The organism is Halobacillus campisalis (assembly GCF_030345335.1).
GTDB lineage: Bacteria > Bacillota > Bacilli > Bacillales > Halobacillaceae > Halobacillus_A > Halobacillus_A campisalis.
In genome coordinates, this window is sequence record NZ_JAPVRC010000010.1 from 69772 (window position 1) to 90640 (window position 20869).

At 43.6% G+C, this 20869-nt stretch carries 23 protein-coding genes and 9 tRNA genes; 27 read left to right on the top strand and 5 right to left on the bottom strand.

Annotation, left to right across the window (positions count from 1 at the left end; translation table 11 throughout):
* The first annotated feature begins 32 nt into the window (after positions 1–32).
* Positions 33–740: an alpha/beta hydrolase gene (locus O2Q26_RS16715; protein WP_289216980.1), complete on the top strand. Its 708-nt coding sequence runs from the start codon at positions 33–35 to the stop codon at positions 738–740.
* Between the two features lie 175 nt (positions 741–915).
* Here O2Q26_RS16715 and O2Q26_RS16720 read toward each other — a convergent pair whose 3' ends face one another.
* Positions 916–1773: a DegV family protein gene (locus O2Q26_RS16720; protein ID WP_289216997.1), complete on the bottom strand. Its 858-nt coding sequence runs from the start codon at positions 1771–1773 to the stop codon at positions 916–918.
* Between the two features lie 66 nt (positions 1774–1839).
* A complete protein-coding gene (locus O2Q26_RS16725) occupies positions 1840–2754 on the bottom strand; it encodes a DMT family transporter (protein WP_289216981.1) in 915 nt (304 codons plus the stop codon).
* Between the two features lie 354 nt (positions 2755–3108).
* On the opposite strand from O2Q26_RS16725, the gene cshA reads away from it, so the two are divergent.
* Positions 3109–4581 (top strand): degradosome RNA helicase CshA, encoded by a 1473-nt coding sequence (gene cshA, locus O2Q26_RS16730; RefSeq protein WP_289216982.1) that lies wholly within the window; start codon positions 3109–3111, stop codon positions 4579–4581.
* Positions 4582–5470: 889 nt separating this feature from the next.
* Here cshA and O2Q26_RS16735 read toward each other — a convergent pair.
* Positions 5471–6241 carry a rhomboid family intramembrane serine protease gene (locus O2Q26_RS16735; RefSeq protein ID WP_289216983.1) on the bottom strand — a complete coding sequence of 257 codons (771 nt, stop codon included), beginning with the start codon at positions 6239–6241 and terminating at the stop codon, positions 5471–5473.
* 124 nt (positions 6242–6365) lie between these two features.
* Between O2Q26_RS16735 and acpS the strand changes: the two genes are divergently transcribed.
* From acpS to O2Q26_RS16765, 6 genes are all read left to right on the top strand, one after another.
* Positions 6366–6722, top strand: coding sequence for a holo-ACP synthase (gene acpS, locus O2Q26_RS16740; protein WP_289216984.1), 357 nt, complete (start codon positions 6366–6368; stop codon positions 6720–6722).
* A gap of 67 nt (positions 6723–6789) precedes the next feature.
* The gene (locus tag O2Q26_RS16745; RefSeq protein ID WP_289216998.1) at positions 6790–8304 is read left to right on the top strand and encodes an NAD(P)H-hydrate dehydratase; all 1515 of its coding nucleotides are present in this window, start codon (positions 6790–6792) and stop codon (positions 8302–8304) included.
* 49 nt (positions 8305–8353) lie between these two features.
* Positions 8354–9376, top strand: a complete 1023-nt coding sequence (locus O2Q26_RS16750; RefSeq protein WP_253933729.1) for a LolA family protein — start codon at positions 8354–8356, stop codon at positions 9374–9376.
* A 127-nt stretch (positions 9377–9503) separates the two neighbouring features.
* Entirely contained in the window at positions 9504–10667 is a 1164-nt protein-coding gene (gene alr / locus O2Q26_RS16755; RefSeq protein ID WP_289216985.1) for an alanine racemase, read from the top strand.
* A 144-nt stretch (positions 10668–10811) separates the two neighbouring features.
* Positions 10812–11093: a CopG family ribbon-helix-helix protein gene (locus tag O2Q26_RS16760; protein WP_253933727.1), complete on the top strand. Its 282-nt coding sequence runs from the start codon at positions 10812–10814 to the stop codon at positions 11091–11093.
* A gap of 5 nt (positions 11094–11098) precedes the next feature.
* Positions 11099–11449: a type II toxin-antitoxin system PemK/MazF family toxin gene (locus O2Q26_RS16765; protein WP_253933726.1), complete on the top strand. Its 351-nt coding sequence runs from the start codon at positions 11099–11101 to the stop codon at positions 11447–11449.
* On the opposite strand, the gene O2Q26_RS16770 is transcribed toward O2Q26_RS16765, so the two are convergent.
* The gene (locus O2Q26_RS16770; RefSeq protein WP_289216986.1) at positions 11446–11595 is read right to left on the bottom strand and encodes a hypothetical protein; all 150 of its coding nucleotides are present in this window, start codon (positions 11593–11595) and stop codon (positions 11446–11448) included. The genes O2Q26_RS16765 and O2Q26_RS16770 overlap by 4 nt on opposite strands.
* Positions 11596–11804: 209 nt before the next feature.
* On the opposite strand from O2Q26_RS16770, the gene O2Q26_RS16775 reads away from it, so the two are divergent.
* The 9 genes from O2Q26_RS16775 (at position 11805) to O2Q26_RS16815 (ending at position 18937) form a co-directional block, all read left to right on the top strand.
* Positions 11805–12674, top strand: coding sequence for an RsbT co-antagonist protein RsbRA (locus O2Q26_RS16775; protein ID WP_289216987.1), 870 nt, complete (start codon positions 11805–11807; stop codon positions 12672–12674).
* 5 nt (positions 12675–12679) lie between these two features.
* A complete protein-coding gene (locus O2Q26_RS16780; protein WP_089654561.1) occupies positions 12680–13036 on the top strand; it encodes an STAS domain-containing protein in 357 nt (118 codons plus the stop codon).
* Positions 13037–13038: 2 nt separating this feature from the next.
* A complete protein-coding gene (locus O2Q26_RS16785; RefSeq protein ID WP_253933723.1) occupies positions 13039–13440 on the top strand; it encodes an anti-sigma regulatory factor in 402 nt (133 codons plus the stop codon).
* 12 nt (positions 13441–13452) lie between these two features.
* Complete coding sequence (locus O2Q26_RS16790; protein ID WP_289216988.1) at positions 13453–14463, top strand: PP2C family protein-serine/threonine phosphatase; 1011 nt, start codon at positions 13453–13455, stop codon at positions 14461–14463.
* 64 nt (positions 14464–14527) lie between these two features.
* Positions 14528–14857, top strand: coding sequence for an STAS domain-containing protein (locus tag O2Q26_RS16795; protein WP_253933721.1), 330 nt, complete (start codon positions 14528–14530; stop codon positions 14855–14857).
* A 2-nt stretch (positions 14858–14859) separates the two neighbouring features.
* Positions 14860–15333 (top strand): anti-sigma B factor RsbW, encoded by a 474-nt coding sequence (rsbW, locus tag O2Q26_RS16800; RefSeq protein WP_253933720.1) that lies wholly within the window; start codon positions 14860–14862, stop codon positions 15331–15333.
* Positions 15308–16087, top strand: coding sequence for an RNA polymerase sigma factor SigB (gene sigB, locus O2Q26_RS16805; RefSeq protein WP_289216989.1), 780 nt, complete (start codon positions 15308–15310; stop codon positions 16085–16087). The genes rsbW and sigB overlap by 26 nt, the downstream gene beginning before the upstream one ends.
* Positions 16088–16684 (top strand): SpoIIE family protein phosphatase, encoded by a 597-nt coding sequence (locus tag O2Q26_RS16810; protein ID WP_289216990.1) that lies wholly within the window; start codon positions 16088–16090, stop codon positions 16682–16684.
* 114 nt (positions 16685–16798) lie between these two features.
* On the top strand, positions 16799–18937 hold the full coding sequence (locus tag O2Q26_RS16815; protein ID WP_289216999.1) for a Tex family protein: 2139 nt from the start codon (positions 16799–16801) through the stop codon (positions 18935–18937).
* A gap of 33 nt (positions 18938–18970) precedes the next feature.
* Here the strand turns inward: O2Q26_RS16815 and cmpA are convergent, their stop codons facing one another.
* Positions 18971–19084, bottom strand: a complete 114-nt coding sequence (gene cmpA, locus O2Q26_RS16820; RefSeq protein WP_289216991.1) for a cortex morphogenetic protein CmpA — start codon at positions 19082–19084, stop codon at positions 18971–18973.
* A 76-nt stretch (positions 19085–19160) separates the two neighbouring features.
* On the opposite strand from cmpA, the gene O2Q26_RS16825 reads away from it, so the two are divergent.
* The 10 genes from O2Q26_RS16825 (at position 19161) to O2Q26_RS16870 (ending at position 20819) form a co-directional block, all read left to right on the top strand.
* Positions 19161–19610, top strand: coding sequence for a SprT family protein (locus tag O2Q26_RS16825; RefSeq protein WP_289216992.1), 450 nt, complete (start codon positions 19161–19163; stop codon positions 19608–19610).
* Positions 19611–19809: 199 nt separating this feature from the next.
* Positions 19810–19884, top strand: a tRNA-Asn gene (locus tag O2Q26_RS16830).
* 4 nt (positions 19885–19888) lie between these two features.
* Positions 19889–19979, top strand: a tRNA-Ser gene (locus tag O2Q26_RS16835).
* A 17-nt stretch (positions 19980–19996) separates the two neighbouring features.
* Positions 19997–20068, top strand: a tRNA-Glu gene (locus tag O2Q26_RS16840).
* Between the two features lie 22 nt (positions 20069–20090).
* Positions 20091–20167, top strand: a tRNA-Asp gene (locus O2Q26_RS16845).
* 7 nt (positions 20168–20174) lie between these two features.
* Positions 20175–20249: transfer RNA gene (locus tag O2Q26_RS16850), tRNA-Gln, on the top strand.
* 128 nt (positions 20250–20377) lie between these two features.
* A tRNA-Lys gene (locus O2Q26_RS16855) sits at positions 20378–20453 on the top strand.
* An 8-nt stretch (positions 20454–20461) separates the two neighbouring features.
* Positions 20462–20543: transfer RNA gene (locus tag O2Q26_RS16860), tRNA-Leu, on the top strand.
* 42 nt (positions 20544–20585) lie between these two features.
* Positions 20586–20669 (top strand) — tRNA-Leu (locus O2Q26_RS16865).
* Positions 20670–20742: 73 nt separating this feature from the next.
* Positions 20743–20819 (top strand) — tRNA-Arg (locus O2Q26_RS16870).
* Positions 20820–20869 lie beyond the last annotated feature (50 nt).

The window sequence follows — 20869 nt, forward strand, 5'->3', positions numbered from 1 at the left end:
TTTTTACATAAGCAAATGGATGGTGAATGAAAATGAGTACAGGATGTCTATGTATACATGGTTACACTGGGAGCCCTGTTGAGGTGGAACCTTTAGTGAACTTTCTCGAAGAGCAGACGGACTGGGAGTTATCGGCCCCGACTCTTCCGGGTCATGGGGAAGAGTTGGATCTTAAAGGCCATTATTATCAAGAGTGGATTGCTGCGGCAGAGCTTGCTTTATTAGAATTGAAGAAAAAGCATGACACAATTATCCTTATTGGTTTTTCCATGGGAGGCATGATTTCCTCTTACTTAGCAGCCAAGTATAAAGTGGATCGTCTCATACTGTTATCGGCAGCTTTGAAGTATATCAGCTTTCCGCAGATGGCGAGAGATACGGTCGGAATTCTGAGTGATGCGTGGAGAGGTTCGCTGGCAGAAAACCAGCTTTTTATACGGTATCAGACGAAGGTGAGCCAAACACATTTCCTTTCAAGCTTAGAGTTCATGCGCTGCGTGGAATTCACGAAGCCTTATTTAGCCCAGGTTGAATGTCCCACCCTCATTATGCAGGGAGAGCTGGATGGAATGGTTCCTAGTAAAGCGGCGAACTTTTTAGAGAGTGAGATTGCTGCTCCGAAAAAAGAAGTGGTATTCCTGCCGCAATCAAAGCATCTGGTTTGTCATGATCTCGATCAAGAGGTGCTTTTCAATAAGGTCATCGAGTTTTTAGGCGATTTTGTAAAACAGAAAACCTGATAGCTTTCTCAGGCATTAAAATGATGTTTAATGATACTGGAAGGCTGGGTTTTGTGACTTTGTAGTGAAGAGACACAAAAAACGTCCATGGTTTCCTCCATGGACGTTTTTTGTGTTCATTACTTTGCGAATTGTCGTTTTCTCTTAATGTTGAACCCCTAAGTGCTTTTAGTATCTAATCCTTGAAAAAGGCGATTACAAGGCCGCCTTCCCCGGCATATGTGGAAATGAGCGGACCGGTTTCAGTGAAAATAGAATCCTTGAACGGATACTTCTCTTTGATCGACTGCAGTACTTTTCTACCGCGTTCTTCATCATTGCTATGGGACATCGCGATCACTTTATCCTCGAATTGGTGCGCGTATTCTCCAATTTGCTCGATGAAGCGCCGGATTGACTTTTTATCTCCACGGACTTTTTCAGTGACCGCGACAGAACCTTCTTCGTCGGTTGCCTTCATAAGAAGTTTGATGTTTAAGGTTTTGGCCAGCGTACCTTTCACTCGATCCAAGCGCCCGCCTTTAATGACGTTCTCTAATGTTTTCAGAACGAATAATGTAGTCGTTTTCTCAATCTTGTCATTCATATGCTCGACGATTTGATTAAAAGGCATGCCTTCTTCAATTTTAGCCGAAGCTTCATGAACGAGCAGTGCTACGCCGCATGAGGCGGTCTTCGTATTGAGTACAGCGATGTCACGGTCGGGCTCTTCTTCGAGCAGCATATCACGGCCCATAATGGCGCTGTCATACGTACTGCTCAGTCCCTGGGTAAGGGCGAGTACGAGAATCTGTTCGTCAGGCCCGACTTGTTTGAATTTCTCATAAAAATCATTAGGACTTGGAGAAGAAGAGGTCGGCAGTTCGTCCGACTCTTTCAGCTTCTGATAGAAGGTGGGTAAGTCAATCGTCAATCCTGTTTTGTATTGCTCGTCCCCGAAGTGGATGTTCAACGGGACGACCTTTAATTGGTGTTCTTCAATCATTTCCTGTGGCAGATCTGCCCCTCCGTCAATAATCATCTGGATTGTCATCTCTTCACCTGCTCTCAAAATAATAATCATTCTTTATCTACCTATAGTATAACAAACATGCGGTGTTTAAAGCTTTCTAGAACGATGGATGATTTTCGGCTTCATCATCTTTTTAGTACTGATAATGAAAAGCATCAATCCGAAAATTACGATCGATCCTCCTAACCACTGGGACCAGGAAACTGCTTCATTCAATAGGAAGAAAGCCAGAATCGAAGCACCGATCGGTTCGAGCAAAATACTCATGGAAATTTTCGAAGCGCTCATCCACCGTAAAGACCAATTGAACAAGGAATGTCCTAAAAAAGTCGGGACGATTGCCAGACATAAAAAGATAAGCCATTGGCTGCTGTTATACCCGCCAAAAGGTACGTTCAACCCAAGGTTGTAAATGAGCAGCGTCAAAGTAGCGGCGGAGTAAACGACAAACGTATAGGAGGTCAGCGAAAGTCGTTTGCGAAGATTCTGGCCGACCAGGAAATAACCGGTGACCATGATCGCACCGAGTAAAGCCAGGATATCTCCCAGGAACGCAAGCCCGCTTATTTGGAAATCCCCCCAACTGATGATCACACTTCCCGTGATGGCAATCAGCATGCTGAGTACAGCTCCAGCTGAAAAACGTTCTTTGAAGAAAAGGTAAGTCCCAATGAAAGCGAAAATGGGCTGCATGGAAACGAGTACGACAGAGCTGGCAACGGAAGTATAGTTCAAAGACTCAAACCACAAAATAAAATGGAAGGCTAGAAAAACACCTGAAACCGCTGCTAGTGTGCCGTCTTTTTTTGAAATACTGAATAAATCATCGGAATGTTTAAGAAAAACATAAGGGGCCATAATAATAATGGCAAGTAATAAACGATAAAAGGCGATAATTGAAGCAGGAGCGTCTCCTGCTAATTTAACAAAGATCGCCGAGGTGGAAATAGAAATTACCCCGACCATCAATAGAATATATGGATTAAATGGAGGCTTATCCATAGGGAGACCCTCCTTTGAACAACGGTTTTCTTAATTTTATCATTGTTAGGTTTGAAAAGCATAACAAAAATGTGTAGAATTAATACAGTTATGTGTGTTATGATGGATGAATCAATCAGGCAGGTGTTTTCGAAGCCTCTCCGTATATCAAAACAGGAGGCTTTTTTACTTGTGTTTATCATAGTTGAGGTAAATAATATTACCACTGTCTAACAAAGCTGATAACTCGCCTTTCTTCTTTTAACGGAACGAATGAAGTGAAGGGAGAAGTCACGCGGTTAGACCGCATCTTCCAATTGACCATTCCATTTAGGATGGATTTCACTTTAAAAAAAGAAGGAGTATGAAAATATAGTGACGACATTTAATTCATTAGGTTTATCAAGCCCAATACTAAAAGCATTAGACCATATGGGGTTTGAAGAAACCACACCGATTCAAGAACAAACAATCCCTCTAGGTTTACAGGGGAAAGACGTAATTGGCCAGGCTCAAACAGGAACAGGTAAAACAGCAGCATTCGGAATTCCAATGATCGAAAAAATTGAGAAGGACGTTCGCTCTGTACAGGGTCTTGTTATAGCGCCAACTCGTGAATTAGCTATCCAGGTAGCTGAAGAAGTAAACCGTCTTGGTAAAAATAAAGGCGTTCGTGCTCTTCCGATTTACGGAGGATCGAATATGGATCGTCAAATCCGTGCGTTAAGAGACAATCATATTGTCGTAGCAACGCCGGGACGTCTACTTGACCATATCCGTCGTAAAACGATTAAGCTTGAGAATGTTCATACAGCTGTTTTAGATGAAGCTGACGAAATGCTCAACATGGGCTTCATCGACGATATTCGTGACATCTTAAAATCCTTGCCAGAACATCGTCAGACGCTATTGTTCTCAGCAACGATGCCGAAAGAGATCCGTAATATCGCAACAACACTTATGAAGCAGCCTGAAGAGGTTAAAGTTAAATCGAAAGAAATGACAGTTGAAAATATTGAACAGTATTATGTTGAAATTCCTGAGAAGCATAAGTTTGATACTCTGACTCGTCTACTTGATATTGATGCGCCTGCTCTAGCGATCGTGTTTGGTCGTACGAAGCGTCGTGTTGATGAAGTAGCAGACGGACTTCAGGCTCGTGGTTTCCTTGCAGAAGGTATTCACGGAGACTTGACTCAAGGAAAGCGTATGTCCGTTCTGAATAAATTCAAAAAAGGACGTATCGAGATTCTTGTTGCTACAGACGTAGCCGCTCGTGGACTTGATATCTCTGAAGTTTCTCACGTGTATAACTTTGATATTCCACAAGATCCAGAAAGCTACGTACACCGTATAGGACGTACTGGCCGTGCTGGTCGTAAAGGTAAATCAATCTCTTTCGTAACGCCTCGTGAAAAAGCTCAATTGAACTTGATCGAGAAACTTACGAAGAAACATGTAGAACGTCTAAGCGTGCCATCATCTGATGAAGCTCGTCGTGGTCAGCAGCAAATGGCTGTCGATAAGATTGTCCAGACGCTTGATCAGGAAGATGTTTCTAAATACCAGCAGTCTGCAGGCGAATTATTAGAGCAGCATGATGCTTCTGATATTATTGCAGCTGCCCTGAAACAGATGACGAAGGAACGCAGTGAAGTTCCTGTCAGACTTTCATCAGTTCAGCCGATAAGTGTCAAAGGCGGCGGTGGCGGTGGCGGCCGTGGTAAAAAGCCGTACCGTAAAGACGGCAAGCGCCCGTATAATAAGCAAAACAACAATAAGTCCCGCAACTTCAAAGGCAAAGGAAATCGTAATTTCCAAAGCAAGGGACGCAACTCTTCTAATTAAAAGAGATATAAAAGAGGCCCGATCGGATTAATCCGATCGGGCTTTATTGCATTTGTTTGTTAATTTTTAATGGGCTTTGTTAAAGTTCCGTGTTGATATTCATATAAGCTCCCTTATGCTGAAGACTCAGCTTCGATATGTTTGGGGTGTTTCCGTTACGTTTAACAGTGTAAAGAACTACGGGAAATCACTCCCTTTCCGTGGGAGCGCGGTGAGCTTCCTCGGACGTCCCGTCCTGCGGGATCTCACCAAGCACTCTCTTCCCACAGGAGTCTCGCAATTTCCCGGAGTTCTTTACGTCCTTTAGTAGAACGGAAACTCCAATGACGGAAATGCAGCACGTAAGAATTGAGAAAAGCCTAATCATAAAGGTTACTTTCAACAAGGCTAGCGGAAGACGCACATCAACTCTACACATACAGGGAGTCATAATCAGGTTAGTAACAGAATGAATAAACTAAAATGCTTAAGATGAGTACCACGCAAGTTGCATAGTTATCCTCCTAAGGAAAATATGATCAGAATTGGCATCCTACTGATTGTCGTTACGAAGTAGATCATTTGATTCAGAACGCTATATTTTCAGAGGTAGGAACCGGAAAGACGCTTTTTATTAAGCGGAGGGTGCGTTTCTCACTTCTATCGAATGGGGTGGTGGGGCAGCTGGGAGACTCCCGTGGGAGAAGGAGCTAGGTGAGATCCCGCAGGGCTTTAGCCTGAGGAAGCTCGCCAGTTCCCCCACAGGAAAGCGAGCAGCTGCCCCACCACCCCTGACTCTTATTACGGCAACGAACCCAGGTTATCTCGAAATCAAGTCTTCCACTATCCTGCCATATTGTTGAATAACTCACTTATCTATATCAACATCCACCGTCAACATAGCCTTTTATTAAAATAAATTACCTAGAAAAGCCATAGCTACAAGGAAAAGGATAATCCCCCATAGAATGTATTTTCCGTAATTTTTAGAAGAAAATCGTTTGTTCTTCCATCGATTCGGGTTAAAGCTCACTTCGTCACGATCACGATTTGCGAACTTCGCACGGTTCTGCCAGACCGAAAAAGGGCGAGCATTTTTCAATAACGGAGGAGCGACAGCAAATCCGCCGATCAGCCCGAATAAATGAGCCCATACGTTAATACCTGGTCGCATGAAGGTCATGAAGAAACCGATGACGAAAATTGTCATGACAAGCTGGGAGTTGGCTGCGCCAATCAGAGATTTACGATATATCACCATATAGGCATAGACACCGAATAATCCGAAAATCGCCCCTGACGCGCCGAGGTGTTGATAGAATTCATTAGGAGCCATCAAATAGGTTCCGATGTTCCCCGCGATGCCTGCTGCTAAGTACATAGTGATGAACTTCGCTTTGCCGAGCATTTGTTCAAGGGCTGGTCCGAACAGTACTAGGGAGAAAGAGTTGAATAACGCGTGAGCAAATCCGCCATGGAGAAAGATCGGTGTGACGAGTCTCCAGTACTCTCCTTGTCCCACGAAGTAGTTATTGCCTATACCCTCTCGCAGAATTTGCAGCGCAAAAGGCAGCTGAAGGATATCGATGAAAAACCAGAGAACAAAATGGATAATCACTAATCCGCAAACAATTGGATAAAATTTAAGAAATTCCTGGAAACTTTCGGTTCTCACAAACATGGCGCGCTCTCCTTTAAAATTGAGGGTTATTCTTCACTATAAGTAATAGTTAGATAGAGTATTCATTTTTAAGCTTAAGAAGTTCGGGTATACTTTAAAGAAATCGTTTAAAAGGAAGATGGATATGATTAAAGGAATCGGTATCGATTTAATTGAACTTTCACGTATTAAACAAAGTATAAAGCGAAATCCACGTTTTGTTCAAAGGATATTAACTGAAAGAGAACAGGAACATTACGGAACACTTAAGGATCGCAGGAAGGTGGAATATCTTGCAGGTAGGTTCGCAGCGAAAGAGGCGTTTGCTAAAGCGTTCGGAACTGGAATAGGGAAGTTAAGCTTTCAAGATATTGAAGTTCTTTCAACAGAAGAAGGAGCGCCTAAGATGGTGGTTCGCGCCCACGAACACCTGACGATCTGGGTGGCGATCACTCATAGTGACAGCCAGGCCGTGGCTCAAGTTGTACTCGAGCAAGTGTGATTGGACATATTTACATAGATGAACTCATAGCATGGTAATGCGGGTAGGAGGGAACGAATTGGAGATCGTGACCGCACAAGAAATGTATGATTGGGATCAGACAGCTATTCAAACATCGGGTTTGAGTGGAACGATGCTCATGGAGAACGCTGGACGATCGGTTAGTAGAGAAGTCGAGAAAAAAATTAATCGACAACAAAACGTGATCGTGCTCATCGGCGGGGGAAATAACGGGGGAGACGGCTATGTCATCGCTCGTACCTTATTGAATCACGGGTATCGAGTAGAAGCATGGCAAGTAGTCCCGGATGAAAAAATACATGGAGACGCTTTGACTCACAAAGAAATATTTCTTCAATCTGGGTATGTTGTGCGACATACCGAAGACGTGAGTGTTTTAGGAAAGGACATGCAGCAGGCTGATGTGATCATCGACTGTATGCTGGGAATCGGAATCAAAGGGAAGCTGCGCTCACCAATCAGTGAAGTGGTGGAACTGGTTAACGAGCAAAATGCCTATACCATTTCGATCGACATTCCAAGCGGTGTTCCTGCGGATGAAGGATTCGGTGAATTTGATGCTGTCAAAGCGGATGAGACGGTAGTGATTGCCGCACCAAAAATGAGCGCCTTTCTTGAGAGTACAAGCTACTATTATGGGAAGTGGACCATAGTAGAAATCGGCTTGCCGGTTAAGCTGCTGCCGAATCCACGAAGACAGCTTTGGACAAAGAGGGACGCTTCTACAACGGTTCCCATCAGGGCAAAACATTCCCATAAGGGCAGTCATGGAAAAGGTCTCGTTATTGGCGGTTCCTATCACATGCCAGGCTCGATCGCGATGACGGCTCGTGCTGCTTTGCGCAGTGGAATCGGGCTTCTGTCAATCGCCACACCTACAACAGCGATTCCTTCAGTGGCACCTTTCCTGCAGGAAGCCACATTCGAACCGCTGCCCGAGGAACAAGGGGTCATGATGGAAATCGACGGAGTGGACTGGTCGAAGTATAATGGTACAGCGATCGGGATGGGAATGGGCAGAGAAGTAAATGCTTCCTCTATATTCCAAACCCTTTTCCAGCACGCCAAAGGTCCAGTATTGATAGACGCAGACGGGCTCTACCATGTAAAAGATAAGCTGATGAAGTATGCCGATCGTCCGGATCCAGTTATTTTGACTCCACACCCGGGAGAATTCGCTCACTTGATTGATCGTTCGATTCCTGAAGTGATGCAGTCTCCTTTTACACTCACTCGAGGTTTTGCTGAGAAGTACGGAGTGTACGTAGTGTTGAAAGGCCCCGCTACGATCATTACATCTCCTCAAGGCGACCAGCGAGTGGAGCTGTCAGGCAATGCTGGATTAGCCAAAGGGGGAAGCGGTGATGTCTTATCAGGAGTTCTACTCGCACTCACCCTCCAGTCAAAATCAGTGTTTGATGCATTAGCGAACGGCTGCATGATTCATGGGTTGACAGCGGAGCGGCTGACCGAGAATCACCACTCAACCACTGGTTTACTAGCCTCTGATCTCATAGAAGGGTTATCTGAAACCTTCCGTACATTTTCTGTTTCCATGTAAAGACCGTTCCCTTTGTCCTTCAGCAAGAGACAAAGGAGTTGAAACAAAAATGAGACGTTTTCCGATCCTTCTCTTTGTGATTATGGCACTTACCCTCTTTCTTACGGCATGTGGGGAGCAATCTAAAGAAGATGTCGTTCAGAAACTAGAAGAACAGCAAAGTGAAATGAAAGGTTATAAGACCGACGCCAGCATGACGATGAAGACTGGAAAAGAAGAGCAGAAATACCATATCCAAATTTCTCATAAGAAAGATGATTTTTACAGAGTCGAGCTTGAAAATGATAAAGATGAAAAAGGCAGCCAAATCATATTGAAAAACGATACCGGTGTATTTGTTCTGACTCCTGCTTTGAATAAGAGCTTCAAATTCCAGAGCGAGTGGCCCGAGAACACCAGCCAGCCTTATTTGTTCAATTCATTGGTGAAAGATATCAAGGCGGATGACCAGTCGGAGTTCAACGCCACTGAAAATCATTATGTGTTCAAAACGAAGACGAATTATCAAAACAACCAGGCTCTGCCGTTTCAGGAAATCTACTTTGATAAGAAATCCTATGCACCGGTCATGGTCAAAGTTTTCGATCAGGATATGACAGCTTTAGTCGAGGTGCAATTCTCTAACTTTGCCGCCAACGATTCGTTCAAAAAAGAAGATTTTGATGTAGACGAGAACATGGCCATGAGTTCTTCTGATGTTCCTGTCACGGCTGAACCAGAGGAAAAGATTGAGGCAGAAGTGCTGTATCCGGAGGAAACACTAGGGGCAAGTCTGTGGGACAAGCAAGAGGTCGAAACGGAAACGGGAAGCCGCGTCATCATGACATATAAAGGAGAGAAGGACTTCACACTTATCCAGGAGACTGCAAAAACGGAACCCGCCAGCGCCAGACAGTCGGTGGAAGTGAACGGGGAACCGGTTCAGCTCTCAAATGGAGCTATGGGTGCTATTACTGAGAAGAAACTGGAATGGAACGATCAAGCTTCGACTTATCACCTGGCAAGTGATGAATTGACAGCGGAAGAGATGGTAGTCGTCGCTAATTCTATTAGCGGATACTCTGAGAAATAAGAACAATTTGCGAGCAGGCTTAACGGTCTGCTTTTATTTTTCTAGCGTACGGGGTCGCCATTGACACGCTCTCCCCCTCGTTCAATAATAGAAAGATATTGAATGAGAAAAGGTGGTTCTTTTGAGTATGGATAGTTTTTACCGTGATACTTGGGCAGAAATCGAATTGTCGAATATCGACTTTAATATAAAACAGTTGAGGAACCGCTTAAAACAGGAAACTGGTATTTATGCAGTTGTAAAAGCCAATGCTTATGGTCACGGTGATCTTCAAGTCGCTCATCAAGCGCTGGAATCAGGAGCAGATCGGCTGGCGGTCGCTCTGCTGGATGAAGCGATCAGATTGCGGAAGGCGGGTATCACCGCTCCTTTGCTTGTAATGGGTTGGACCCGTCCTCAAGATGCGTGGCTTGCAGCGGAACATGATATAGCTGTCACCGTGTTTCAAAAAGAGTGGCTGCAACAATTAGACGTATCTTCTCTCCCCGGCAAACTCCGTATCCACATGAAGTGGGATACAGGGATGGGGCGGATCGGTATCCGTTCAACTGAAGAAATGGATAATGTCTTGAAGGAGCTTGAAAATAATCGCCAATTGACACTTGAAGCTATTTTTACGCATTTTGCGACAGCGGACGAGGAAGATACGGGTTACTTCAACGAGCAGGAAACACGGATGGCGTCAATGTTGTCCCATTTTGAAAAGGTATGGCCTGATCCTGTTGATGTTCACACAGGAAATAGTGCCGCGAGCATGCGGTTCCCTGGACGGATGAAGCAATTCGTCCGCTTTGGTATCAGTATGTATGGTCTTTATCCATCACCAGATGTCAAAAAGGAACGGCCCATTGATTTGAAACCGGCTTTTTCCTTGCACAGTAGATTGATCCATGTAAAAAAAGTAGCTCCCGGCGAATTTTTGAGCTATGGAGCGACTTATGAGACATCCGGTGAAGAGTGGATCGGAACTGTCCCCGTCGGATATGCGGATGGGTGGATTAGGAAGCTGCAAGGAATGGATGTGCTTGTCGACGGAAAAAGGCAGCCGATTGTCGGACGAATTTGTATGGATCAATTCATGATTCGGCTCGATCAAGAATATTCTATAGGAAGTAAGGTTACATTAATTGGAAAGCAAGGAAATGAAGAAGTTCATGCTGATGAAGCAGCTGCACAATTGGAAACAATCAATTATGAGATACCTTGTATGATAAGTTCCCGAGTTCCACGCATGTATTTGAAAAATGGGCATATGGTAAAGATAGATAACCCTTTATCGCTTAATTTTTAAGAGACGATCCTCTTCATTTCAACCGTCAAGCAGCATCTTTCTATAAAAAAACCCAAGACTCCTTTGCATTAGACACGAGCCAATGATAAAATTAAATTGGACTTATTAGACTGGTTTCTTTTGGGTAAAAGATGGTGGAGGTGTATGGTTTTGTCCGATAGCATGCGAGAGATTGTCATTCGGATTCCGGATAACCTACTAGTTGAAGTTGATGGACAGGTTCAACTCGAAAACAGTGATCGGAGCGATTTCATGTGTAAAGCAACGAAAATGTATTTGCGTGAAGAAAAACAGAGGCATATTTTAGAATCCATGCGACGTGGATATATGGAAATGGCTAAAATCAATCTTAATATCGCTTCAGAATCGTTTCAGGCCGAAGAGGAGGCAGATCACACCCTGGAACAATTAGTGAGCGGGGTGTGAAGTCGGTGATAGTCAAACGAGGAGATGTTTATTTCGCTGATTTGTCCCCAGTTGTAGGATCGGAGCAAGGTGGAGTCCGTCCAGTGCTCATTCTTCAAAACGATATCGGGAATCGTTTCAGCCCTACAGTAATTATAGCCGCGATTACCGCACAAATACAAAAAGCCAAACTACCAACTCATGTCGAAATTAATGCTGAAAAATATGGTTTCGAACGAAATTCTGTTATTCTGTTGGAACAAATCAGAACGATTGATAAACAGCGTTTGACCGACAAGATTACTCAACTAGATGAGCCGATGATGCAGCAGGTGAACGAAGCGCTGCAAATCAGCTTAGGGCTTATAGACTTTTAATGATAAAGTTGTCCATCAGAGGCAGCTTTATTTTTATTTGCGGAAAAAATGATAGAATAGCTTGGAATGAAACCATGAAGCGGAGCATTCGGGTGCCTTGTAAAGAAGGAAACCCAGGCTGCTGCTTTCATGGTTTTATTTGCCACATTACATTGAACACCTGCCACAGGTGTATTTTTGTTAAATAACGTGGAAAAATAACTAATTTAGTTGGCGTCTTGGACTTAAAAAGTATAAAATAAAACTAATTAGTATATTTACGTAGTAATTTTTGATAACATTATTTTTGTATAATGTTTTGACCGTGAGAAGGACGTCTAGGATATAAAGAATGCAGGAAATTCGGAGGTTTAGTATGGATCAGAAACTGAAAGATATTGTAATTGGACATAGTGATGACATCGTCAAGATGTGGCTTGAGGAAGTGAATAAGAAAAAATCTAGTGATTATACAGCTACGATTTCCGATGAGCTTTTTGAAAGCACTAACCGTGAATTCGTGAATGTCATATTCACTAGTATCGAAAAATCGGGACTGACTAATGACTTGAATGATTTTTCTGAACGTCTTATCAACCTCGGGTGGCCGCTCAGCTATTTGACGGACGGGATGCAGGTGTTCCGTCGAGTCATCACAGAATACATTCTCAAACAATCTGAGCAGATCGACTCGGATTATTTTGCAGAAGTACTTAGAAAAGTTGATGGATGGGTCGATCCCGTCATCAACCAGCTCGTGAACGAATATTCTGGAAGCTGGGAACACATCGTATCTCTCCAAAGAGTTGCTCTGCAAGAACTATCTGCACCTTTAATTCCAGTTATGGACAATATCACGATTATGCCTCTCATCGGAACGATCGATACAGAGAGAGCCAAACTGATCATGGAGAACCTTCTTGATGGTGTGATCAAGCACAATGCGGAAGTCGTCTTGATCGATATCACCGGAGTTCCCGTCGTCGATACGATGGTCGCGCACCATATCATCCAGGCGGCTGAAGCTGTGCGTTTGATCGGCTCACGCTGTATATTAGTAGGAATACGACCTGAAATTGCTCAAACTATTGTCAATCTGGGAATCGACCTGGGCAAATTCCCGACGAAAAGTTCCCTCAGAAAAGGGTTCAAGTCCGCATTGGAATTGACGAACCGCACGATCGAAGATGTACAGTCAAAAGAACAAGATATAGAAAATTTAATTGATTCTCTAAACAGGGAGTGATCGAGATGAGAATACCTATTCTGAAGCTTCATAACTATCTGCTCATTTCAATTCAAATCGATTTAGATGATCAGACGGCTATACAGTTTCAAGAAGATCTATTGAGTAAGATCCATGAAAGTGGAGCGACTGGTGTAGTCATCGACCTCACATCAGTAGATATTATTGATTCATTCATAGCAAAAGTACTTGGAGACGTAGTGACTATGTCAGACCTGATGGGTGCTAAGGTTGTATTGACTGGAATCCAGCCAGCCGTTGCAATGACGCTTATTGATCTTGGCATTCATATGCAGGATGTTCCTACTGCTCTAGATTTAGAACAAGGATTGATCAAACTTCGCCAGGAATTGGAGGAGTAGTTATGGACTTCCAATCCTGTGTCAATATTAAAAAAGAATGGGATATTGTCGGAGCTCGTCAGCTTGGGCGTGATATAGCCCGTAAGATCGGATTTGGAACTGTCGATCAAGCACGCATAGCCACTGCAATCTCAGAATTAGCAAGAAACATTTATTTGTACGCTGGGACAGGTAAGATATGCTTTGAAGCTATTGAAGATATGAATCATAAAGGTTTAAGGATAGTAGCAATGGATGACGGACCTGGAATCAAAGAATTGAGTCAAGTGATGGAGGATGGTTTTTCAACCTCTGGAGGACTTGGAGCTGGGTTGCCTGGTGTTAAACGATTGATGGACGACTTTGATATTCAATCAGAAGACGGTAAAGGAACAGAGATTAAAGCAGTCAAATGGCTCCGTTAAAGGAGGTTTAAGATGAGTACACTTAAACTCGATTTAGAAAACTATAAAGAGCTGATGCAGCAATATATTGAAACACAAGATGAACAAGCTCTCTATCAAGCAGAGCAGTTCAGCAAGCATTCTATGCAGCAGAATATTTCACCAGAGGAAATTATTAATGTGCATGTCCAATCTTTACAACACTTGTACCCGGATATGCCTGAACATATTCGTTCTTCTCTGGATTTTTTATTAGAAACGATGATTTCTTATGGATTGGCTTATCAGGAATATCAATCCCTAAGAGAGAGACAGCTGGAATTGAAATCGGAAATTTCAGTAGCTGCTAATATGCAGAAAACGTTGCTGGCCACGGAAAAACCGGAGATTGAAGGTCTTGATGTAGGGGCGATCAGTATCCCAGCTAAGCAGATGAACGGGGATTACTACCATTTTGTAAAAGATGACAGTGGAGCTCTTGGTGTAGCGATTGCTGACGTAGTCGGCAAAGGCGTGCCTGCTGCATTATGCATGTCGATGATCAAATACTCTATGGACAGTTTTCCTGAAAACCGTATGGATCCAGGGGTCATCCTTGGCAGCTTGAACCGAGTGGTCGAAAGAAACGTAGATTCCAGTATGTTCATCACGATGTTCTATGGCTTATATAATATTAACAATCATACCTTCCGTTTTTCTTCGGCCGGTCATGAGCCAGGTTATTATTATGATAGCAAACAGGATTATTTCGAAGAGATCGATGCATCTGGCCTTGTACTGGGTGTTTCTCCTGAGGCGACCTATGAACAATGTACGAAGGAAGTCCACGTTGGAGATATGATCATCATGCTGACAGATGGAGTCACTGAATGCCGTCAGGGCGATCGATTCATCGAAGAAGATGAAGTGTTGGAGATCATTAAACAATACGCACATCTGCCGGCGCAGGAAACAGTAGAACATGTGTACAAGCATTTTGAAAGACTTCAGGACTTTCAACTGAGAGATGATTTCACTTTAATCATTTTAAAAAGAAAGGTTTAAGCTAAGTTCATGAAGGGTATGCTCCCTCTAATGAGCTATTTTAGGAATACGGGAGGCGAATGGAATGAACCTGACGATAGATGTGACAAACAAAGAGAAAATCACCACTGTTTCTTTAGCAGGGGAAGTCGATGCATTTACGGCTCCGAAGTTAAAAGAAACTTTATTGCCTTTGACAAAAGAAAGTGGTCAAACGATAGAGGTCGACCTTCAAGAAGTAAGTTATATGGATTCTACCGGACTGGGTGTATTCATCAGTGCGCTGAAATCAACGAAAGAGCATGATACTGCACTCAAGCTTATTCAAATGCAGGAACGTGTCTACCGATTATTCAAGATTACCGGCCTGACCGAGATTATGGACATTGATAATACAGTACGAGGTGGAATGTAATCATGGAACCATTTGATTTTGTTGAGGTTAAAGTTCCTGCAAAAGCTGAATATGTTGGTGTCGTTCGTTTAAGTACTTCAGGAATTGCCAATCGGATGGGTTTCGCTTATGAAGAAATCGAAGATCTGAAGGTCGCAATTTCAGAAGCGATTACGAATGCTGTAAAGCACGCGTACAACGATTCTGGCGAAGGCGAAATCACGATCGGTTTTGGAGTATATCAAGACAGGCTGGAAGTCATGGTAGCTGATCATGGCGGAAGCTTCAATTTAGGTGAAATCAAAGAAGATATCGGACCATACCAGCACAAAGATGATATCGGCGAGCTGCGGGAAGGTGGTTTTGGTCTCTTTTTGATTGACGCTTTAATGGATAAAGTAGAAATCAACAGTAAATATGGAGTTATTGTCCTAATGACAAAATACCTTCATGAAAATGAGGTGGGTCAAGATGGCGACCAAATCTCAACATCATAATGATGAGGTGTACGAATGGATCGCATTTTTACAAGAAAATCCGCGCGACGAAGAAGTACAGGAAAAGATTGTTCTAGTCTATAATGATTTGGTTGAATCGATCGCAAGGAAGTATTCCAAAAACAGTACCATTCATGAAGATTTGGTGCAGGTAGGAATGCTAGGTCTGCTTGCGGCAATCCGCAGATACGACCCGGATTTCGGTAAATCTTTTGAGTCATTCGCCATTCCGACGATCATTGGTGAAATCAAACGTTTCATTCGTGATAAAACTTGGAGTGTCCATGTACCAAGACGAATTAAAGAACTTGGTCCTAAGATCAAGAAGGCTGCAGAAGAATTGACGAGTCAGCTTCAGCGGTCACCATCCGTAATTGAAATTGCGGATTATCTTGAGGTTTCTGAAGAAGATGTGCTTGAGACGATGGAAATGGGCAAAAGCTACAAAGCACTTTCCGTCGATCGTAAAATTGAAGCAGATTCAGATGGCAGTACCGTGACCATTCTCGACTTGATCGGCAACCCGGAAGGCGGATATGATCAAATTGATCAAAAGATGCTCCTTCAAAAAGTTCTGCCGATCTTAAGCGAACGCGAACAAGAAATTCTTCAATGCACGTATTTTGAAAATATGAGCCAAAAAGATACAGGTGAACAATTGGGCATCTCGCAAATGCACGTTTCCCGCCTTCAGCGTCGCGCACTCAGGAAATTGAAAGAAGCTCTTCAGGCAGAATCGGTCGAGGCGTTCTAATTGCAAGAAGAATTATCAAGAGTAGCTATTTCCATATACCAGAAGGCGAAAAAAGGAAACTACTATTGTGGAGATAGTTATTACTACAAAGAGACTGATGAAGGATTTATTTGCGCTTTAGCTGATGGTCTAGGCAGTGGGGAAATGGCATGGGATTCTTCTCAGGCCGTGATGGATGTGATCGAGCAATATCCGGATCTGGACATTGAAACGATCATAAAAAAATGCAATGATGCTTTACTCGGAAAACGCGGGGTAGTGCTAGGCATACTTAAGATCGACTTCAATAAACAATCCTATTCATATTCCTCTATCGGAAATATCGGCATCATTACGATCGATATCGATGGTAATCGCGGCCGAAACATTCCTTTAGCGGGCTATCTAGCTGGCTACCCTAGAAAACTTAGAGTGTCGCACGGGAAAGCAGAAGCTGGTATGGTGTTCCTTCTATTTTCAGATGGAGTGCTGGACCGCCGCTTATCTCCCAAGCATACGAGCAGCCGCAATATAAAGGTGATCACCGAACAGTATAAAGAGCTTTATGGAGAATCGCGGGAAGACGATACAACGCTGATCGCCATGAAGTACAAATAGTAGGGACCTTACTCTGAGTATTACAGATAAGGTCCCTTAATTGTGGAGAAAATCTGATACAATAATAAGGAAGTATAGTGAGGGGGCATATTTTTGAGTAACACGAATGAACTGATGCAGTTAGTAGCAAAACAAACACAGTTGGCGATCCAACCGATCCAACAAGTCATCCAGTTATTAGATGAAGGTAATACCGTACCGTTCATTGCGCGCTATCGTAAAGAGCTGACGGGCGGTCTTGATGAAGTGCAGATCAAAACTATCGAAGATCAATGGACATATGTACAAAATGTTTCGCAGCGTAAAGAAGAAGTGATTCGTCTTATAGATGAACAAGGAAAACTGACCGATGAACTGAAAAAAGATATCGAAGAAGCAACCCAATTACAGAAAATCGAAGATCTCTACCGTCCATATAAACAGAAGCGAAGAACCCGTGCGACAGTGGCAAAAGAGAAAGGACTTGAGCCTCTCGCGTTGAAAGTGTGGGAGCAGAGCGATTTCAATTTTGAAGAAGCAGCAAAAGAGTATTTCTCCGAAGAGCACGAGCTTACTTCTGTTGAGGATGTCACTCTTGGAGTGAATGATATTCTAGCGGAATGGATTTCTGATGACCCTGACTATCGGGATAAAATCCGCCAGCAGACGTTCAAGTCAGGAACGATAGAATCGAAAGCTAAGAATGCGGAGAAGGACGAAAAATCCATATTTGAAATGTATTACGAATATCAGGAGCCTGTCCGCTCGATCGCATCGCATAGAGTCCTTGCATTAAACCGCGGGGAGAAGGAAGATGTCTTGAAAGTGGCCGTGCACCCGCCAGAAGAAAGCATCATTTCTTTCTTGGAGCGACGGGTCATTAAATCGTCGGCGTCTGATGAAGTCCGGACGATTTTAAAGACAGCCATCTCTGACAGTTATAAACGACTGATCCAACCCTCCATCGAAAGGGAAATCAGGAATGCTCTTTCAGAAACCGCGGAAGAAAAAGCGATCGATGTCTTCTCAAGCAACCTGAAGAGCCTGTTATTGCAGCCTCCTCTTAAAGGAAAGGTCGTATTAGGTGTTGACCCTGCGTATCGGACAGGTTGTAAACTGGCCGTCATAGATGAAACAGGAAAGGTGTTAGAAATATCGGTCATCTACCCGACACCGCCAAGAAGTGATGTAAAAGCTTCTCAAGATAAAATTCGTTCATATTTCAATAAATACCCGATCGAATTGATTGCGGTGGGTAACGGAACCGCCTCAAGAGAAACAGAACAGTTTATTGCGGACATGATCCAAACATATTCCCTGGATGCCGCTTATATGATTGTCAATGAGGCAGGTGCGAGTGTATACTCAGCCTCGAAACTGGCTAGAGAAGAATTTCCTGACCTGCAGGTAGAAGAGAGAAGTGCGGTTTCCATAGCCCGTCGCGTCCAGGATCCTCTTGCTGAACTCGTAAAAATCGATCCGAAATCAATCGGAGTAGGACAATATCAACACGATGTGACCCAGAAAAAACTAAACGAATCTCTTACCTTCGTCGTAGAAACAGCCGTGAACCAGGTGGGAGTCAACGTCAATACAGCTTCATCTTCTTTGTTGCAATACGTGTCAGGTCTGAGTAAAGCAGTCGCAAATAATGTAGTTAAGAAGAGGGATGAAATCGGAAAGTTTACGAGCAGGAAGCAGTTGAAAGATATTCCTAGACTCGGAGCGAAAACTTTCGAGCAAAGTATAGGTTTCCTTAGAGTGCTTGAAGGTGAAGAGCCTCTTGATAAAACATCAATCCACCCGGAAAGCTATAAAGCAGCCCGTTCTCTTTTGAAACTGGTGGATGCGTCACCGGCAGACCTTGGAAAAGAAGAAGTCGGTGAAAAGCTTGCTAAGCTGGACGTGAAAACGACGGCTGAACAGCTTGACGTAGGCGAGCCGACTTTAATGGATATCATCAAGTCTCTCAGAGAACCCGGCCGTGATCCGCGTGATGATCTTCCAAAACCTCTATTAAAAACGAACGTATTATCTATGGAAGATTTGGAACAAGGAATGGAGCTAGAAGGAACGGTTCGAAACGTAGTCGATTTTGGCGTATTCGTGGATATCGGCGTGAAACAAGATGGCCTTGTTCATATTTCCAAACTCTCCAACAAATTCGTGAAGCACCCAATGGACGTCGTTTCAGTAGGAGACGTTGTGACGGTATGGGTAGAGACAGTCGATACAAAAAAACAACGGATCGCATTGACGATGCAGAAAAAATAAAAGCAAAGAGCCTGGGAGACCTTGTCTTCCAGGTCAATTTTTGTGACGATGACGATAAAAGTACCAGCACTGATTGAGCATCTTGATTTGATACTTATCTTTATTTAGAAATGCATTCGACATTTGCTTCTGTAACCAACGGGGCACAGAAATCTCCTCCCTTTGAATTTCAGGAATATCCCATTTATAATAAAGTATGCAAAAATAAGGAGGGGTGTGCGTCATGAATGTAAATCAACAGGAATTGCAGCAATGGACCGATCAGGTGTCCAGGCGTTTTTTTGGAAAACCATATATCGATTACGTAGAATTTAACCCTCGTTTAAGAACGACGGGCGGTAGATATATCCCTTCCAGAAGAACCATTCAACTTAACCCGAAGTACTTGCGGGAACTGGGAGAAGAAGAATTCGAAGGGATCATCAAACACGAACTCTGCCACTACCACCTTCATATAGAAGGAAAAGGATTCAATCATAGAGACCGTACCTTCAAGGACCTTCTGCGGAAAACCGGATCTCCGAGATTTTGTAAACCGCTGCCTTCAGAAAAAGAAAAACAACACCATACATACAAATGCTCTACATGCGGACAAAAGTACACACGCAAGAAGAAAATAAACGTCTCCAGGTTTGTATGCGGAAAATGTAAAGGAAAACTTAAAAAGGTGTAAAAAATACATTGACGAAAAACAGCTCCCCGTGTTAAATTAAATAAGCCCTAAACGAAAGGGCAAGTCGAAAAAACGGCTTTCTATTATTTTTTTGAAAGAGCATTGACAACCTTATCGAAATGTTATAAGATATAAAACGTCGCTGACATTGCCAGCTTCCGAACACTTACATAGTTACAGTAAGTATTTCTAACATTATTCCATCGTAGCTCAGTGGTAGAGCAATCGGCTGTTAACCGATCGGTCGTAGGTTCGAATCCTACCGATGGAGCCATTACGGAGAAGTACTCAAGTGGCTGAAGAGGCGCCCCTGCTAAGGGTGTAGGTCGCGCAAGCGGCGCGAGGGTTCAAATCCCTCCTTCTCCGCCATTTTTTATTGTTTAAATGGCCCGTTGGTCAAGTGGTTAAGACACCGCCCTTTCACGGCGGTATCACGGGTTCGAATCCCGTACGGGTCACTTTTGATTTTTTACATAGTAAGGTCCGGTAGTTCAGTTGGTTAGAATGCCTGCCTGTCACGCAGGAGGTCGCGGGTTCGAGTCCCGTCCGGACCGCCATTTTCGTTGGGCCATAGCCAAGCGGTAAGGCAACGGTTTTTGGTACCGTCATGCGCTGGTTCGAATCCAGCTGGCCCAGCCATTTTCTTTTGTTTTTATGGTTGACATTATCATAGATTCATTATATGATGTTCCTTGTCCTTAAAAATGAAACAGCTCGCAACACGACGAGCATCATCAACAAAAATACCAGAACTTTTATTTCATTAAGAGCCATTAGCTCAGCTGGTAGAGCATCTGACTTTTAATCAGAGGGTCGGAGGTTCGAGCCCTCCATGGCTCACCATTTATTTTGCGGGTGTGGTGGAATTGGCAGACACGCTAGATTTAGGATCTAGTGCTTCACGGCGTGGGGGTTCAAGTCCCTCCACCCGCATTCAGTAAGTCAGCTTAGCTGCTTACCTAACTTTTTCAATTAGCGGTCGTGGCGGAATCGGCAGACGCGCTAGGTTGAGGGCCTAGTGGGGGCAACCCCGTGGAGGTTCAAGTCCTCTCGGCCGCACTAAGGTTTCTTTTAAAAAAACTATTGCATTCTGAGCTGACACATGATATATTAGATATTGTCGCTTCAAAAGGCGCCCGTAGCTCAATTGGATAGAGCGTCTGACTACGGATCAGAAGGTTAGGGGTTCGACTCCTCTCGGGCGCGCCATTACTTACGGGAAGTAGCTCAGCTTGGTAGAGCACTTGGTTTGGGACCAA